This window comes from Yersinia aldovae 670-83, from assembly GCF_000834395.1.
In the GTDB taxonomy this organism is placed as follows: Bacteria; Pseudomonadota; Gammaproteobacteria; order Enterobacterales; family Enterobacteriaceae; genus Yersinia; species Yersinia aldovae.
Map to the genome: position 1 here is coordinate 1,125,148 of NZ_CP009781.1, position 18,271 is coordinate 1,143,418.

Consider the following 18,271-nt stretch of genomic DNA (forward strand, 5'->3'; position numbering starts at 1 on the left):
TTAGTGCTAACAGCGAAGAGAACTGACAGATCGTAAAGACGCCAGCCGCGCCTTCCCTGGCGCGGGCGCTTTATTCTTCTGCCAGTTCTCACCGTTTAAGATCGAGTTTGAGAACTTTGCCATTTAAGGCGCAGTATCCACTTCCAGTTTAATCAAATACACCAGCGCCTTTTCGCGCGTGTCAAAACACATTTCCGGCAATGCTTGCAGGCTGGCACATACCGCCGGGCGGGACGGCGAATGGAAAATACCACAGCGCATATTGTCATCTAAATACAGGCAACGGGTATTGGCGGGCTTGCCGAATGGCATACCGGGGATCGGGCTGGAAATCGAAGGAGCAATACAGCAGGCACCGCAATCTGAGCGACAGTCCATCAGCAAGCTCCTGTAGGCTGGTGGAATAACAGCGAACAATAGCATTCCCCCCTGATGAACTACCAGCACTATCCATGTTCAACAGCTCAATAGCAGACCCAACGCACAGCTTTATTTTTTATAACTCATCATATTTAGTTTATTTTTCAACCTAAAAAACCCATTAGTACGATATTCAATCATAACCGAACGCCGAACCAAGACTAACCACTGACCAAACTATCCACATAAGCATATTCATCTGTTTACAGCATCGCCGCCATCGCGTACCATTAAGCTAGTACAAAAGAACTGTTATCATACTATATATTATCTAAATATTTGGTGTTGCAGGTAGGCAGCCAGTGAACTCATTCCGATGAGCTTATTTACTTTAAGGTCAACAACCAGTAAGTAATTCGGGTGAGTGAATACAGCGCCCTCCCTGTCACTTCAAGTACGAAGAGAATTTGGAGCTATAAATGTCGATGGATATATCCCAACCCATTTCACGGCCTTCCATCCTTGGCGGTGCGATGATAGTCGCCGGAACCGCTGTGGGTGCAGGTATGTTCTCAATCCCAATCGTGACGGCAGGGGTGTGGTTTAGCGGTTCAGTGATATTGCTGATTTATACCTGGGCCTGCATGTTACTTTCCGGCCTGATGATTCTGGAGGCGAACCTCAACTACCCGCGCGGAGCCAGCTTCCACACGATGGTACAGGATTTACTTGGCAAAGTATGGAGTTCCATCAACGGGTTATCCATCACCTTTGTGCTCTACATTCTGACTTATGCTTATATCTCTGCGGGCGGTTCAATCATTTCTCATACGTTGCAAAACGTCGCAGGGATAAGTCAGACCAGCGCAGGTTTCATCTTTGCCATTTTAGTGGCATTTATTGTTTGGTTATCCACCCGTGCGGTCGATCGCTTAAGTACGATATTAATCGGTGGCATGGTGATCACCTTTGTTATGTCCGTCGGTGATATGTTCAGCCATGTCGAAGCGCGGGTGCTATTTAACCAGACCGATGGCAATGCCAACTACCTGCCCTATGCGCTCGCCGCATTGCCTTATCTGTTGACGTCATTTGGCTACCACGGCAATGTACCGGGGTTGGTGAAGTACTATCACAAAGACAGCAAAGCGGTGGTGCGCAGCCTGGTATATGGCACACTGATTGCTTTGGCGATTTATGTGCTGTGGCAGTATGCCATTCAGGGCAATATTGCCCGCGATGCATTCAAACAAGTGATTGCTGATGGCGGAAATATTGGCAGCCTGCTGAAACAGATGGATACCGTCTCTGCCAGCAGAGCCACCAGCCAGCTACTGAATGCTTTCTCTTATATGGCACTGGCCAGTTCATTCCTGGGCGTTTCCCTCGGTTTATTCGATTACATTGCTGATTTCTTTAAATTTTCTGATGACCGTAACGGCCGCACCAAATCCGCGTTAGTGACCTTTGTGCCACCGACCATTGGTGCATTACTGTTCCCCAATGGCTTTTTGTATGCCATTGGCTTTGCCGGTCTGGCTGCCACTATCTGGGCGGTTATTGTGCCCGCACTGATGGCGCGGGCCAGCCGTAAACGCTTCCCGCAAGCGACTTATCGGGCACCCGGTGGGCGCTTTATGATTGGCTTTATTATCTTATTCGGCCTGATCAATGCCGTGGCCCATATTGCAGCATTAATGGGCCTGTTACCGGTGTATGCATAAGGCCGATTTTGTCGTGAAAATCTTACGCTTTTTTGCGCTAACATCTTGCCTGAATCACGCGGCGCGAGTAACTTGTCGCAACTTATCTTTAATCCTGATCGGCAGGTTAATAAATGGCAAGAGCTAACGAAATAAAACGTGGTATGGCAGTCAGCCTCAACGGTAAATTGCTGCTGGTGAAAGACATCGACGTGCAAAGTCCCAGCGCCCGTGGCGCGAGCACCTTGTATAAAATGCGTTTTTCTGATGTGCGTACCGGTTTAAAAGTTGAAGAGCGTTTTAAAGGCGATGAGATCCTCGATACCATCACTCTAACCCGGCGCTCAGTCAACTTCTCTTATATTGATGGCGACGAATACGTCTTTATGGATGATGAAGATTTCACGCCATACAACTTCAAAAAAGAGCAGATCGAAGAAGAACTGCTGTTTATTCCTGAAGGTGGGATGCCGGGGATGCAAGTTCTGACAATGGACGGTCAACTGCTGGCGTTGGAATTGCCGCAGACGGTTGATATGGAAATTGTTGATACCGCACCGAGTATTAAAGGTGCCTCTGCCAGTGCGCGTAACAAACCTGCTGTGATGAGTACAGGCTTATCTATTCAAGTGCCAGAATATATCAGTCCAGGCGAGAAAATCCGCATTCATATTGCGGAACGCCGCTATATGGGGCGTGCAGACTAATACCCTTCATCTTTCAAATTGCCGGTGTGTTGGCTGCTCTCAGTAACCCGAATCACTGACTTGTGTAAGCTCATCGGGATTAATGAGCCTCCTCCTTGAGGCTCACCCTATGGGCTAGCATAAATGCTGTTCAAATCGGTTCCCGACCGATTTGTCTCTCGCTTGCCGCCTTCCTGCATCTTGAAATCTATTGGGTATGGTTTGGATATAAAAAGTTAAGGGCCATTTCTGGCCCTTAATATATTGAAAGATGAGGGGCTATTTAAGTTCTGGGAAAAACGCACGCTTTAACGCCAACTCCACACCGCGAACTTCTGCCAACCCTTTCAAGCGGCCAATCGCCGAATAGCCCGGATTAGTTTTCTTATGCAAATCATCCAACATCTGGTGACCGTGGTCAGGGCGCATCGGAATCGGCCGCATATCACCGGCCGCCTGACGGCGCTGCTCTTCGGTCAAAATCGCTTTGACCACAGAGTACATATCGACATCACCTTGCAAGTGAGCACCTTCGTGGAAGGTTTTCGGGTTCCCTTCACGACAGGTTGAACGCAGATGGGTGAAGTGAATGCGGTCACCAAAGGTTTCGATCATCTTCACCAAATCATTGTCAGCACGCACGCCATAAGAACCGGTACACATGGTGAAACCGTTATGAATACTATCGACCGTTTCTTTCAGCCATTGCATATCTTCAATAGTCGAAACGATGCGCGGCAATCCAAGAATAGGCCGCGGTGGATCATCCGGATGCACCGCCATACGCAAACCAACCTGTTCAGCAACCGGAATGATAGCCCGCAGGAAGTAGGCCATATTCTCACGTAACTGCGCTTTATCGATTCCGTCATATTCCGCCAGGCGCGCACGGAATTGATCCAGCGTATAGCCCTCTTCTGCTCCTGGCAGACCAGCAATAATATTACCGGTTAGCTTGGCAATCTCTGCCTCAGACATAGCATCGAAATAATCTGCCGCCTGCGCTTGTTCTACGGCGGTATAATCATTCACAGCACCTGGGCGTTTTAGAATATGCAGTTCAAAAGTGGCGAAGGCTATTTGATCAAAACGCAGTGCTTTGGAACCATCTGGCAGTTGATACTCCAGATCAGTACGTGTCCAGTCCAGCACCGGCATGAAGTTGTAGCACACAGTGTCAATACCGCAGGCTGCAAGATTACGCAGGGTGTGTTTATATCTTTCAATGTGCTGCTGGTAGTTACCGCTATGAGTTTTAATCTCCTCATGAATCGGCACACTTTCCACAACCGACCATACCAACCCTTTAGCCGCTAATTCAGCCTGACGCTGTTCTATCTCGCTGACCGGCCATACTTCGCCATTCGGAATATGGTGTAATGCAGTCACTACTCCGGTCGCTCCGGCCTGACGAACATCATCCAAGGACACCGGATCATTCGGGCCATACCAACGCCATGTTTGTTCCATTTATCTTTACCTTCTGCGTAAACTGTTCATGTGCCAGAAATGTTGTTATACCGATTTATAAGAGATATCACTCAGCTTCATCCTTACTCTTTACATGCTGTCTGTCAAAAAGCAAAACTTGATTGGTTGATCCAACTCACGAATATAACCAATATTGGACTTACCAATTTTATTTTCTGTCATATCGCTTTACACTGCAAGCCGATATTCATGGCAACGAACAAAAGAAAATGGTCAGTATTGTGTGGCTCGTTTCCGACAAACAGCCACACAAAACTGGTCTAACAACTTTTTATTTGCCACCTTTTATGTCAATCCCCGCCAGCACCCTGAGTATAAGTGGGGTTAATGATTCTGGAGCCAGGTATGAAAACAATTGCTAACAGCGCCCTTCCTTCAACCGTACAGCGCCCCACTTATGACCGAACGGCGCTGAAAAGCCGCATTGTTCATCTCGGTTTCGGCGCATTTCACCGTGCCCATCAAGCACTGCTCACTGACCGCGTACTCAACCAGCAAGGGGGTGACTGGGGTATTTGTGAAGTTAGTCTGTTTGGCGGCGATGTCCTGATTCAAGACCTGCGTCAACAAGACCATCTATACTCGGTGCTGGAAAAAGGCGCTCAGGGAAATCAGGCGATTATTATCGGTTCAGTCACAGAATCGGTCCACGCCCGCCTTGATGGTGTTATGCAAGTATTAGAGAAATTGGCCGAACCACAAGTGGCTATCGTCTCGCTGACCATCACTGAAAAAGGTTATTGCATCGAACCGGGATCAGGCCAGTTAGACCTGCAAAACGAATTTATCCGCGCAGATCTGGCGGTGCCTGATGCGCCAACCTCCGCCCCTGGCGTACTGGTGGAAGCGCTGCGCTTGCGCCGTTTACGTGGCCTGCCTCCTTTCACCGTGCTGTCTTGCGATAACATTCCAGAAAACGGCCATGTGGTGAGAAATGCAGTCCTCGGTCTGGCTACGGCTCGTGATCCGGAACTGGCCAATTGGATTAAAGATAATGTCACTTTCCCAAATACGATGGTCGATCGCATCGTTCCCGCTGCCACACCAGAGACATTGCACGAAATCGCCGGTGCATTGGGCGTAACTGACACTTGTGGTATTGCCTGCGAACCCTTTATTCAGTGGGTAGTTGAAGATAAATTTGTCGCGGGCCGACCAGATTGGCAAGTGGCGGGGGTGCAATTGGTCGATGATGTACTGCCATTTGAAGAAATGAAGCTGCGCATGTTGAACGGCAGCCACTCCTACCTTTCATATCTGGGATATCTGGCTGGCTATCAACATATTAACGACTGCATGGCCGATGAAAACTATCGCCTGACCGCACGCCGCCTGATGATGGATGAACAAGCTCCGACATTGCGCGTTACCGCGATTGACCTAAATGCCTACGCTGACCGGTTAATTGAACGCTACAGCAATCCGGCATTAAAACACCGCACCTGGCAAATTGCGATGGACGGCAGCCAGAAGTTACCACAGCGTATGCTGGATTCTGTGCGTTGGCATTTACAACATGGCGGAAGTTACCGCTGCCTGGCTTTGGGGATCGCCGGCTGGATGCGATATGTCAGTGGTGTGGATGATAACGGCCAGGCCATTGATATCCGTGATCCAATGGTGGATAGTTTTAAAAAATGCGTTGCAGCCAGTGAAGATGGCATCGCCAGAGTACAGAGCTTGCTGTCCCTGAAATCACTGTTTGGTGAATCCTTGCCACAACAACCCGAATTTGTTCAGGCCGTAACAGAAGCTTATCTCAGCCTTCAGCAGTTTGGCGCGAAAGAAAGTGTTAAGCGTTTGGCACAGCAGGATTAATTGAGTGAGCTGACAGAATGAGCCTCAAAAATGAGGCTCATTAATTTCAATCGAGTTCATGAGCGCAGCCAACACCCCTGCAACGTCGAGGCCAAAGGGTTTACCCAACGTCATTGGCGTTGCAGGTAGGCGGCAAGTATACGAATCCCGATGAGCTTACACAGGTAAGTGATTCGGGTGAGCTTGCGCAGCCAACACCCCTGTAACGTCAAGGCCAAAGGGTAAATTACTCTTCGAGTTGATATGGCGCAGACTCAAACAAATAACCATCAAAGTCTGGATGGTCAGCATCAGACAGTTCTAATAACTTCTGTTTTACATTTTCCAAATGCTGCCACATGGCTTGTTTAGCCGCCTTACTGTCACGGCGTTGCACGGCTTGCAAGATTTTTTGATGATCTTCCAGCCATTGCCAGCGGTAACTGAAATCGAGGGTATGGCTATGAGCGCCCTGCCACATAGCGCTATTTTTCCGCGCTTGCCACGCTTCAGCGACCATATTTGCCAGCACACTATTTTGTGTCGCTTGCGCCAACAAGCAGTGGAAAAGCTCATCTGCACTTTCATCCACCGCACCGGCAGCCAAAGCTGCTTTTTCCTGCTCAATGGCCTGACGCATTTTAATGATATCGGCTTTGGTAGCCTGAATGGCTGCAAAAGCAGCAACTTCACTTTCTAATAACTGACGGGCTTGCAGCAACTCAAACGGGCCAAACCCGCTATCCGTTGATGCGCTATTGGCTGAGGCATCGGGGATATTAACCACATAAACACCAGAGCCTTTACGCACTTCCACCAATTTTTCCAGCTCAAGCATAATCAATGCTTCACGGACCACGCTGCGACTCACACTGAAATTCTCAGCAATGTCGCGTTCTGGTGGTAAGCGATCACCCAAGCTGTATTGCCCACTGACAATCGCCACACGCAGTTGATTGCCGACTTCCTGATATAATCTCATTACCTTATTTCCTGCATCAGGCTTGGGTGAATAAAATAAAAATTGGCCTGACCAAAGGGTGTCTGAATGACAATGAGTATATCATGTGGTCAAATAACATTAGGTGATTTGTCACGGTTTATCTCTGCGATAAACCGTGTATAGGTAAATGAAGCATGATATCTCAAAAATTTAGAGGTAGGTGACGGTGAGAATTCCCAAACTGCGCTGTGGATTAAGCCATTCCATACGGGAAGAGGCTAAATTACCCGGCAATTTTGCGGTCAGAGGCATATTGGGTGAAACAGTTTGTCGTTGAGTGACCGTTTCACCATTGCGGTAACAATGGGTAGTAATGGTCTGATTTACTAATGTGCTATCACATGGGCTTTCCACGATAGCGCCAGAAAAGGTGATTGTTCCTGTCACGGACAGGGGACTTTGCGCACTACTTGCAGTAAAGGATAACATTGCTGAAAACGTTATTGCTACGATAAGAAGTACTCGATAACTTTTCATAACCACCTCAACTTTTATAGCTGACATTTTAAATGATAGAGGGTTTCAGAAAAAACAAAGGGAATGACAAAGCGTTATTTGTTGCTCTGTTCGGGCTATAAGCCCTCTGAATACCTCACATAAGTGAATTATAGAGTTTATGCGTGGTTATCTATTAGGCGGCGTTCCTAATACACCTAGGAAATAATCTACATTTGGAGTACTTTTTGTTAAAAATTAGGTTATTTTAACTTAAAGCCTAATTTCATAACAATTGCAGGAAAAGTCCCATGATTATGGGAAGTTAAAATAAAATTTATTTGTGGAGCATAATTATGACGAAAACCAACCTAATTACCGGCTTTCTGGGGTGTGGGAAGACCACAACAATCCGTCATTTATTGGCACAAAAACCGGCACACGAAAAATGGGCTGTTCTGGTTAATGAGTTCGGCGAAATTGGTATCGACGGTGCGCTATTAGCAGACAGCGGGGCGGTGTTAAAGGAAATTCCCGGTGGTTGCATGTGTTGTGTTAACGGGCTGCCGATGCAAGTTGGTTTGAATATGCTGCTGCAACAAGCAAAACCTGATCGCCTATTAATTGAACCAACCGGATTAGGGCACCCAAAACAGATCTTATCGTTACTGACATCAGATGTTTACCAACCGTGGCTCACCCTGCAAGCCACTGTGTGTTTGCTGGATGCGCGACAGTTAAGTGAGCCTCGTTATACAGAAAATGAGAATTTTCGTGACCAACTGGCTGCCGCAGATATTATCGTGGCGAATAAGCAAGATACCTACACCGATTCCGACCGCACTGCATTACTGCAATGGCATCACAATCAGCCTAAGTCATGCCAGCTCTATTACGCAGAACAAGGGAAGATTGATGTCGCGCTATTGGATATGCCGCACAGCAATAATGATGAGCTACCCGATGGTGCGCATCATCACAGTGTCACACGACAAAAAGGATTGGCTGCATTAAGTTTGAAAGGCACAGAGCCTTGGCGTCGAGCTCTTAATCAGGGTCAAGGTTATCTTAGCTGTGGCTGGGTATTTAATGTCGATACTATTTTTGATACCGTCCCCTTACTCGAATGGGTGCGGTTAAATCCAGCCGAGCGAGTAAAAGGGGTTATGCGTATTACGGAAGGAACGTTAGTGATTAACCGACAGGGGGCAGACTTAAAAATAGAAACACGGCAGACACCACCGCTAGATAGCCGAATTGAACTCATCAGTGCGACAGAGATTGATTGGAATACATTGCAGCATAAATTACTGAATATTCGGTTATCTAAATGAGTATAATGTACCGCTTTATTATTTACCCAATTTGTACATTCATAATTTATAGGTTACCGCATGACCCGTCGTAATTTACCGACAATACTACTGCTCAATATGCTTGGAATTGTCCTGTTTTTATCTTGGTATATTCCTGTGAATCACGGATTTTGGTTTAAAATTGACTCGACAATCTTTTTCTATTTTAACCAACATCTGTTGTCCAGCCCCGCATTTCTGCACCTGGTGGCTATCACCAATAATCGTGCTTTTGATGTTATTTCGCTGGTTTGTATGGGGCTGCTTTACTTGTGCTTCTATATAAAGGAAACACCAGTGGGTCGCCGCCGCTTGATAGTTATAGGGTTTGTCATGTTGTTAACTGCGGTGATTCTCAATCAATTGGGCCACATGCTGCCAGTTTCGCATCCCAGTCCTACGTTGGCCTTTGATAACATAAATCGAGTCAGCGAACTTACCGGTATCCCGACAAAAGATGCCTCCAGCGATAGTTTCCCTGGCGACCACGGCATGATGTTGATGATTTTTGCCTGTTTTATGTTGCGCTATTTTTCCTGTGGAGCCTTTGCTATCGCTCTGTTAATCGCCGCTATTTTCTCAATACCACGGGTGATGATTGGCGCGCACTGGTTTACCGATATTGCCGTAGGCTCCCTTTCGGTCGTGTTGGTGGGAATAAGCTGGGTATTACTGACACCTTTAAGCGATAAAATCATTGATGCTATTGACCAGCGTTTGCCTGACCCCACGCACCAATAAGTTCTACGATTCGACGGTGAGGTAAGAAGCCCCCCTTTTGCCCCACCCTATTCCTTTACCGTCACCCTCATTTATCACAACAAAATGATTACAAAATAAGCCATGTGGTTTTAATATAAAATTTTACATTATGTTACATCAGAGTTTCTTATAATAATCGAACTAAAAGCACTCGCCTTTTATTAATCATTACGGTATTATTAGAACGTTTGTGTTCAGATTTAGGCCATTCGCCTCTTGCATGATTAATATTGTGCGTTCTAGCACAGTTATTCAGTTAAGTGATTGTCTAATCGGATCGCAATCAATAATCTCGATTCGTTTGGTTTTTTTTGGTAGCGACATCCGTCGTAAGGACAGCAAGGGAAAACATCAACAATGGTCAAGTCTCAACCTATTATGAGATACATTCTGCGGGTAATCCCTGCGGTTGCAGCAGCGGTAATGTTATCCGCGTGTAGTTCACCACAGACTTCGAACACACATAATACACAAACTGAGATGCGTGCAGTTAATGACAAAGATGGGCTTTTACTGCAAGCCTCTCAGGATGAATTCGAAGCGATGGTGCGCAACGTTGACGTCAAGTCGAAGATTTTAGAACAGTATGCAGGGTGGAAAGGTGTTCGTTACCGTTTAGGCGGTAGCACTAAACGCGGTGTTGATTGTTCCGCATTTGTGCAAAATACTTTCCGCGAACAATTTGGTATGGATTTGCCACGCTCAACATCAGAGCAGCAGGATCTTGGCAAGAAAATCCAGCGTACTAAATTGCGCCCCGGTGACTTAGTGCTGTTCAGAGCTGGTTCGACAGGCCGCCATGTTGGTATCTATTTGGGTAACGATAAATTTGTTCATGCATCGACCAGTGTCGGCGTGACAATTTCGAGCCTAAATGAAGATTATTGGAATAAGCGTTATCGCGATGGCCGCCGAGTGCTAAGCAGCGGTTCACGTAGTTAGTTAAAATATTTATTCCTGTTGTCCGAGATTCCAAACGAAACTATAAAACGCTATCCAGGTAGCGTTTTTTATTATCTTAAATCACCTACCCCACTTTCCATCCAGCTTGTAGGAAATGTCCTTTTTTTCTGAAAATCGAGTAATTCGAGAATTATCTGTGTAGGATCACCAACGCTCAGACAAGAACTTTCTTGTGCTAAAGCGACGTGTGCTAGCGATTCACCTTTATAAAAAGAAGTGACTTGTGTTAATAAGCTGAAAATTTATTTTATTAAGCGTATTTCTAAAATACATTCATAAAAACGATCTCTTGTTTCCACTGTTTTGATGCATATATAAAGCATCTTTAGTTTATATGGGTATACCGTTAGTCCGATGGCCTATTAGTCCTGTCGGCAAACTGGTAGCGCAATGCGGCTAACTTACTTATACTCATAAACACTTTATCGAACATGCTGGGGAGCGGCGGAACATGGGGTCAAACGGCGCGTTCTCTCGCAATATATTATCCAGACGCCACCTTGTAAAAAAAAGCGTCATCCTCGCACTCAGTTTCTTTATTTTTTTTGTTATTATTACTTTGTCATTACTTTATCGCAGCAGTGAACATAAATTAACGAAACAGAGCGATCATATAATATCCTATTCGTCACAGTTCCTTAATGAACTGACAACAACGATGTCTCAGCTTATCCCGTTGAGTGGTAAGACTTGCGAGCAAGCAAGCGCGGCACTGCATTATCGGGCGGCTTTTACCAATGGCGTCAGAGCTTTCTTATTAGTTAGAGATAGTCTTGTTTATTGCTCATCCGCGACGGGTGAAATGCATATGACAGCCAACGAAATATATTCCAGAATTAACTTATCTCAGCCATTAGATTTTAAAATTCAGCAAGGCACCCCGTTAATGCCGAATAAACCGGCTATCGCAGTATGGTTACGCCAAGCGGGTAGAGGTGATACCGGCGTACTGGCAACGCTGGAATTAACATTACATCCTTATTTATTACTTAATTATGCCGAAAGTGAAGTCAATGGGCTGGCAATCGTTATTAATGAGTTAGCTGTCACCACATTTGACGCTAAAGTGATACCCGTCAGTAAGTTACCTAACCGTGCCTCACGCGAGGTTCAACTGCCTGGTTACCCTATCAAGATTCTGATTTACCATAACAGCTTAACTGCAGATGACATCCGGATGACGCTTTTAGGTGGCCTGCTGCTGGCAGGTTTAGTTGGCATTCTGGCTTATTATATTTTAATCGCCAGCCGAAGCGCTGAAGCAGAGATTTTACGTGGCATCAGGCGAGGTGAATTCTTCGTAGAATATCAGCCAGTATTCCGTTCCCATGACCGTTCAATATCAGGGCTGGAAGCACTGATTCGCTGGGAACATCCAATTGAAGGGCGCATTTCTCCGGATCTCTTTATTCCCTATGCGGAATCCCAGTATCTGATACAGCCGCTGACAAAACATTTATTTGAATTAATCATCAGAGATACAAGTTTAATGACAAACCTGCTTCCTGCGGGAACCAAGCTTGGTTTTAATATATCACCCGTCCATCTTGCTGATGATGAGTTCCAAAAAGATGTCTCTCGAATGTTGCAGCAATTAAATACTGATGTTTTTTCTCCAGTATTTGAGATTACTGAACGAGGTATGGTAGAAGAACAAGTGGCAATTAAACAGTTCGACTGGCTACACTCCCAAGGGATACAAATTGCTGTCGATGACTTTGGCACTGGGCACAGCGCGCTAATCTATTTAGAACGCTTTACTCTGGATTATATTAAGATTGATCGTGCGTTTATCAGTACCATCTGTGTCAATACAGTGGCAGCACCAGTATTGGACTCGGTGTTAATGCTGGCGCATAAACTCAATATTGAAACCGTGGCAGAAGGTGTCGAAACTGAGCAGCAACTTGAGTATTTGGCACAACATGGCGTTAACTATCTGCAAGGATATTTACTCAGCAAGCCATTGTCTGTTGAAGATTTAGTCAGATTTTGCAATAAAAAATGAGTAACAAAAACTAATTGGCATAAAGTTTGCGTTAGTCCCCTGCAAACTGGTAATTTTAATTAAACTAAGTATGAGATTACTATTATCTGCATAATGAGCAGGAGATAACCGCCAATATGTTATTACGACTATTTGCTGCCGCGATGCTTTCCGCCCTGAGTTTTGGCCTTCAGGCAGAGACGATTAAAGAAGGTGTCTCTTTTGCCATTTTGGGCGAACCTAAATACTCATCAGATTTCAGCCACTTTGACTATGTTAACCCAGCGGCTCCCAAAGGGGGCGATATTACACTGGCGACCATCGGTACCTTTGATAATTTCAATCGTTATGCACTACGGGGTAACCCGGCGATCCGCAGCGAAAGGCTATATGACTCCCTATTTGGCACCTCAGATGATGAAATTGGCAGTTACTACCCGTTAATTGCAGAATCAGCGCGTTTTGCCCCCGATTTTCACTGGATTGAAGTGGATATTAACCCCCGCGCACGTTTTCATGATGACACGCCAATTACCGCTCAAGATGTCGCCTTCACCTTTAATAAATTTATGACCGAAGGTGTGCCACAATTTCGCATTGTGTATAAGGGCGTTCAGGTGAAAGCTATTTCCCGCCTGACGGTGCGTTTTGAATTCCCCGAACCGAATAAAGATAAAATGTTGGGATTGTTTGGTTTACCGGTGATGCCTGCACATTTTTGGAAAAACCATAAACTGAGTGACCCACTCAGTAAACCCCCTGTGGGGAGCGGCCCTTACCGTATTAGTAAATATAAGATGGGCCAGTTTATTACCTATGAACGGGTGAGAAATTACTGGGCCGCCAACCTGCCGGTTAATCGGGGTCAATATAACTTTGATACCATCCGCTACGACTACTATCTGGATGATAAAGTCGCACTGGAAGCGTTTAAAGCCGGTGCTTTTGATTTTCGCGAGGAAACTTCACCCAAAAGTTGGGCGACACAATATGTCGGCGGAAATTTCGCGAAAAACTATATACTCAAACAGGATATTGTTGATAACTCGGCACAAAATACCCGTTGGCTGGCATTTAATGTCCAACGCCCTATTTTTAGCGATCAACGGGTTCGTCAGGCATTAACTTTAGCTTTCGATTTCGACTGGATGAATAAAGCGTTTTATTTCAACAGTTATCAACGTACCAGCAGCTTCTTCCAAAACACAGACTATGCCGCTAAAGGGTATCCAGACAGTGCTGAACTGGCATGGCTGGCCCCGCTAAAAGACAAAGTACCGGCGCAAGTTTTCACGCAGATTTATCAGCCACCACAAACAGATGGCAGTGGCAACTCACGGGATAACCTATTAAAAGCGCGTGAATTGTTACGTGAAGCAGGCTGGGAAGTCAAAAATCAACAATTGGTGAACAGCAAGACCGGTAAACCTTTTGTCTTTGAGCTGTTGTTACTCAGCGGCAGCAACTTCCAGTATGTGCAACCGTTCAAACATAACTTGCAACGCTTGGGCATTACCATGAATATTCGCGAGGTTGATAGTTCTCAGTTTGTGAACCGCCTGCGCAGCCGGGATTACGATATGATCCCGACAGTTTACAGTGCTTTCCCCTATCCAAGCCCCAATCTGCAAATCCTTTGGAGCTCGGCATATATAGATTCCAGTTATAACGCATCAGGCATAAAAGATCCGGCGATTGACCAACTGATAGCCCAGATTGTCAGCCATCAGGATCAACCGGAGGCGTTGCTCTCTCTTGGCCGTGCGCTTGACCGGGTATTGACCTGGAATCACCTGATGATCCCGATGTGGTATTCCAACCATGCCCGCTTTGCTTATTGGGATAAATTTTCAATGCCAGCAGACCGCCCCACCTATTCGCTAGGATTTGATAGCTGGTGGTTTGATGTCAATAAGGCAGCTCGCCTGCCATCAGAACGTCACTAAGGGGCTGCTGTGGGCGCATATCTATTACGGCGTTTATTACTGGTGATTCCCACCTTGTGGGCGATTATTACGATTAACTTTTTTATTGTGCAAATTGCACCAGGCGGGCCAGTTGACCAAGCTATCGCCAATATCGAACTGGGTCACTCCAGTGGATTTTCCGCCGGCGGCGGTGATAGTGGTTTGGGGGGGGCGAAAGTCGGCCTGAATGCCGCACAAGTGGGTGATAGCAGCTATCGCGGTTCGCGCGGGTTAGACCCGGAGGTCATTGCTGAGATCAAGCAACGTTTTGGTTTTGACAAGCCACTCCATCAGCGCTATTTCGATATGTTATGGCGCTATGTGCGCTTTGATTTTGGTGACAGCCTGTTTCGCGGTGAGTCAGTTATGTCACTGATAAAACATAGCCTGCCGGTCTCTATTTCGCTTGGGCTATGGAGCACGCTGATTATTTATCTGGTTTCCATACCGCTTGGGATAAAAAAAGCGGTGCGCAGTGGTACCGCCTTTGATACCTGGAGCAGCACATTAATCATTATCGGTTATGCCATTCCCTCGTTCTTGTTTGCCATTCTGTTGGTAGTGCTGTTCTCCGGCGGCAGCTATCTTGATCTGTTCCCATTACGCGGGTTGGTGTCCAGCAACTTCGACACTCTGCCGTGGTACGGCAAGATAACCGATTACTTGTGGCACATCACCCTGCCGGTGCTGGCTACGGTCATTGGCGGCTTTGCCACACTGACCATGCTGACCAAAAACTCATTCCTCGATGAGATCCGCAAACAGTATGTGGTCACAGCCCGCGCCAAAGGCTTACCCGAAGAGAAGATCCTTTATCGCCATGTGTTCCGCAATGCCATGTTACTGGTGATAGCAGGCTTCCCTGCCACCTTTATCAGCATGTTCTTTACCGGCTCACTGCTGATTGAAGTGATGTTCTCACTGAATGGTTTAGGGCTGCTGGGCTACGATGCGACCTTGCAGCGCGATTATCCGGTGATGTTTGGCACTCTTTATATTTTCACCTTGATTGGTTTGCTGCTCAATATCATCAGCGATATTACCTATACCCTGGTAGACCCACGGATTGATTTTGAGGGCCGCCAATAATGATAAAATTAAGTGCCATTAATCAGGCCCGCTGGGCGCGTTTTCGCCATAACAAGCGGGGCTACTGGTCACTGTGGATCTTCCTGACGCTATTTGTCATCAGCTTATTTGCCGAGTTTATCGCCAATGACAAACCGCTACTGGTGAGCTATCAGGGTAAGATTTATATGCCCTTCATGAGCAATTACAGCGAATCGACCTTTGGCGGTATTCTCACCACCGCAGCGGATTATCAAGATCCGTATGTGATTGGGCGAATTAACGATAATGGTTGGGCTATCTGGGCACCGATTCGTTTTAGCAATAACACTATCAATTTTGCCACCGATGTCCCCTTCCCTTCGCCGCCGAATCGCACCAATCTGTTAGGTACTGACAGCACCGGCGGGGATGTGCTGGCCAAAGTTATCTATGGATTTCGCATTTCGCTGTTATTCGGCCTGACATTAACGCTGTTTTCCAGTGTGATTGGCATCTGCGCGGGTGCAATTCAAGGTTATTACGGCGGGCGGATTGACCTGTGGGGGCAGCGTTTTATTGAAGTCTGGTCTGGGATGCCAACACTGTTTTTAGTGATTTTACTCTCCAGCATCGTACAGCCGAACTTCTGGTGGTTATTGGCCATCACCGTGCTATTTGGCTGGATGGGGTTGGTCGGCGTGGTGCGGGCGGAGTTTCTGCGCACCCGTAATTATGACTATATCCGCGCGGCAAGGGCGATGGGCGTCGGTGACCGGGTGATTATGACGCGGCATATGTTGCCCAATGCGATGGTAGCAACATTGACTTTCCTGCCATTTATTTTGTGCGGTTCAATAACCACCCTGACCTCACTGGACTTCCTCGGCTTTGGCCTGCCAATGGGTTCACCCTCACTGGGTGGGCTGCTGCTAGAAGGTAAAAATAACCTTCAGGCACCCTGGCTAGGAATAACCGCATTTCTGGTACTCGCGATGCTGTTATCTCTGTTGATTTTTATCGGCGAAGCAGTCCGTGACGCCTTTGACCCAAGTAAGGCGTACTGATATGACGACTTCTCCACTTTTGGATATTCAGAACCTCAGTATTGCATTTCGTCAGGCTGGCGTTGAACGCGAGGTGGTCAGCGAGCTGTCGTTGCAAATCGCAACCGGTGAAACACTGGCATTGGTTGGGGAATCCGGTTCAGGCAAGAGCGTCACGGCGTTGTCGATACTGCGTTTACTCCCCTCACCGCCGGTAATCTATCCAAGCGGTGAAATTTTGTTTGCCGGTCAGTCACTGCTGCACGCCGATGAACCGACGCTGCGTAAAGTGCGCGGCAATCAGATTTCAATGATTTTCCAGGAGCCGATGGTATCGCTAAACCCGCTGCATACTATTGAGAAACAGTTGGCAGAGGTGTTGTTACTGCATCGTGGGATGCGCCAAGAGGCAGCCCGCGCGGAAATTATTCAATGCCTCGACAGAGTTGGTATTCGCAATGCTAAAGGGCGCTTGGGCGACTTCCCCCATCAACTTTCCGGTGGCGAGCGCCAGCGTGTGATGATAGCAATGGCGGTTTTGACGCAACCCAAGCTATTGATTGCCGATGAACCCACCACGGCGCTGGATGTGTCTGTTCAGGCTCAGATTTTGAGTTTGCTGAAAGAGCTAAAGCAAGAGATGGGCATGAGCCTGCTGTTTATCACCCATAACCTCAATATCGTGCGTCGTCTGGCAGATAACGTGGCGGTAATGCGCGAAGGGCGAAAAGTGGAGCAAAATAGCCGTCAGGCGCTGTTTAGCGCACCACAGCACCCCTATACGCGCCAGTTATTAGATGCAGAGCCACAAGGTGATCCGCTGCCCCTCACGCCGGGCCTAAAACCGCTGCTTGAAGTGAAAGGGCTACAGGTTGCGTTTCCCATCAAACGTGGTTTATTGCGACGTACCGTTGATTACCATTATGCGCTAAAAGACTTAAGCTTTACCCTCAATCCAGGTGAAAGCCTCGGGTTGGTCGGTGAATCAGGCTCAGGGAAAAGTACCTCAGGGCTGGCATTACTGCGTTTACTGCCCTCCAAAGGCGAGATTTGGTTTAGCGGACAACCACTGCACAAATTTACCCCCAAGCAGATGCTGCCCTATCGTAGCCGCATTCAGGTGGTGTTCCAGGACCCTTACTCAGCGCTAAACCCACGGCTGAACGTTCAGCAGATTATCGCCGAAGGGTTGGAAGTCCATCAAAAACTGAGTGCCGCACACCGCGAACAACGGGTGATTAAAGCGATGGAAGAAGTGGGATTAGACCCGGTCAGCCGTTATCGCTATCCGACCGAGTTCTCTGGCGGACAGCGCCAGCGTATTGCTATTGCCCGCGCGCTTATTCTGCAACCTCAGTTGCTTATTCTCGATGAACCGACCTCTTCACTGGATAAATCGGTACAGGCGCAAATTCTGGCCTTGCTGAAATCCCTTCAGCAACGTCATCAGCTCAGTTACCTGTTTATCAGCCATGACTTACAAGTGGTGCGCTCGCTCTGTCATCAAGTGATTGTACTAAGACAAGGTGAAGTGGTGGAGCAAGGTGACTGCCAGGCGATATTTGCCGCACCAAAGCAGCAATATACTCAGCAGTTATTACAATTTGCCGACTGATCTGGGTGCGATGCGGATATCCAGGCAGGGAAAAACGCCAGCATGAAATGCCGA

15 protein-coding genes are annotated in these 18,271 nt (G+C 47.0%); 11 read left to right on the forward strand and 4 right to left on the reverse strand.

The features are described from left to right. Window positions 1-123: 123 nt before the first annotated feature. Window positions 124-378, reverse strand: a complete 255-nt coding sequence (locus AT01_RS05200) for a YkgJ family cysteine cluster protein (RefSeq protein ID WP_042546351.1) — start codon at window positions 376-378, stop codon at window positions 124-126. 461 nt (window positions 379-839) lie between these two features. Here AT01_RS05200 and mtr point away from each other — a divergent pair, with 461 nt between their 5' ends. Together mtr and yeiP are read left to right on the forward strand one after the other, a co-directional pair. Further along, the gene (mtr, locus tag AT01_RS05205; protein ID WP_042546352.1) at window positions 840-2,084 is read left to right on the forward strand and encodes a tryptophan permease; all 1,245 of its coding nucleotides are present in this window, start codon (window positions 840-842) and stop codon (window positions 2,082-2,084) included. Between the two features lie 113 nt (window positions 2,085-2,197). Further along, complete coding sequence (gene yeiP, locus AT01_RS05210) at window positions 2,198-2,770, forward strand: elongation factor P-like protein YeiP (protein WP_004700569.1); 573 nt, start codon at window positions 2,198-2,200, stop codon at window positions 2,768-2,770. A 258-nt stretch (window positions 2,771-3,028) separates the two neighbouring features. On the opposite strand, the gene uxuA is transcribed toward yeiP, so the two are convergent. Beyond that, window positions 3,029-4,219 carry a mannonate dehydratase gene (uxuA, locus tag AT01_RS05215; RefSeq protein ID WP_042546353.1) on the reverse strand — a complete coding sequence of 397 codons (1,191 nt, stop codon included), beginning with the start codon at window positions 4,217-4,219 and terminating at the stop codon, window positions 3,029-3,031. A 366-nt stretch (window positions 4,220-4,585) separates the two neighbouring features. Here uxuA and AT01_RS05220 point away from each other — a divergent pair, with 366 nt between their 5' ends. Beyond that, on the forward strand, window positions 4,586-6,058 hold the full coding sequence (locus AT01_RS05220; protein ID WP_042548503.1) for a mannitol dehydrogenase family protein: 1,473 nt from the start codon (window positions 4,586-4,588) through the stop codon (window positions 6,056-6,058). A 226-nt stretch (window positions 6,059-6,284) separates the two neighbouring features. Here the strand turns inward: AT01_RS05220 and AT01_RS05225 are convergent, their stop codons facing one another. Continuing rightward, a complete protein-coding gene (locus AT01_RS05225; RefSeq protein WP_042546354.1) occupies window positions 6,285-7,019 on the reverse strand; it encodes an FCD domain-containing protein in 735 nt (244 codons plus the stop codon). A 171-nt stretch (window positions 7,020-7,190) separates the two neighbouring features. Next, window positions 7,191-7,517, reverse strand: a complete 327-nt coding sequence (locus AT01_RS21950; protein ID WP_042546355.1) for a hypothetical protein — start codon at window positions 7,515-7,517, stop codon at window positions 7,191-7,193. A 314-nt stretch (window positions 7,518-7,831) separates the two neighbouring features. On the opposite strand from AT01_RS21950, the gene AT01_RS05235 reads away from it, so the two are divergent. From AT01_RS05235 to yejF, 8 genes are all read left to right on the forward strand, one after another. Beyond that, on the forward strand, window positions 7,832-8,809 hold the full coding sequence (locus AT01_RS05235) for a CobW family GTP-binding protein (RefSeq protein ID WP_042546356.1): 978 nt from the start codon (window positions 7,832-7,834) through the stop codon (window positions 8,807-8,809). A gap of 60 nt (window positions 8,810-8,869) precedes the next feature. Continuing rightward, window positions 8,870-9,571: a phosphatase PAP2 family protein gene (locus tag AT01_RS05240; protein ID WP_042546357.1), complete on the forward strand. Its 702-nt coding sequence runs from the start codon at window positions 8,870-8,872 to the stop codon at window positions 9,569-9,571. Window positions 9,572-9,949: 378 nt separating this feature from the next. Further along, the gene (mepS, locus tag AT01_RS05245) at window positions 9,950-10,534 is read left to right on the forward strand and encodes a bifunctional murein DD-endopeptidase/murein LD-carboxypeptidase (RefSeq protein ID WP_042546358.1); all 585 of its coding nucleotides are present in this window, start codon (window positions 9,950-9,952) and stop codon (window positions 10,532-10,534) included. Window positions 10,535-11,006: 472 nt separating this feature from the next. Continuing rightward, window positions 11,007-12,563, forward strand: a complete 1,557-nt coding sequence (locus AT01_RS05250; RefSeq protein ID WP_042546359.1) for a cyclic di-GMP phosphodiesterase — start codon at window positions 11,007-11,009, stop codon at window positions 12,561-12,563. A 116-nt stretch (window positions 12,564-12,679) separates the two neighbouring features. Beyond that, on the forward strand, window positions 12,680-14,488 hold the full coding sequence (locus AT01_RS05255) for an extracellular solute-binding protein (protein ID WP_042546360.1): 1,809 nt from the start codon (window positions 12,680-12,682) through the stop codon (window positions 14,486-14,488). Between the two features lie 9 nt (window positions 14,489-14,497). Beyond that, window positions 14,498-15,598 (forward strand): microcin C ABC transporter permease YejB, encoded by a 1,101-nt coding sequence (locus tag AT01_RS05260; RefSeq protein WP_042546361.1) that lies wholly within the window; start codon window positions 14,498-14,500, stop codon window positions 15,596-15,598. Continuing rightward, window positions 15,598-16,623, forward strand: a complete 1,026-nt coding sequence (locus AT01_RS05265) for an ABC transporter permease (protein ID WP_042546362.1) — start codon at window positions 15,598-15,600, stop codon at window positions 16,621-16,623. The genes AT01_RS05260 and AT01_RS05265 overlap by 1 nt, the downstream gene beginning before the upstream one ends. A 1-nt stretch (window position 16,624) precedes the next feature. Continuing rightward, window positions 16,625-18,217 (forward strand): microcin C ABC transporter ATP-binding protein YejF, encoded by a 1,593-nt coding sequence (yejF, locus tag AT01_RS05270; RefSeq protein ID WP_042546363.1) that lies wholly within the window; start codon window positions 16,625-16,627, stop codon window positions 18,215-18,217. The last annotated feature ends 54 nt before the right edge of the window (window positions 18,218-18,271 follow it).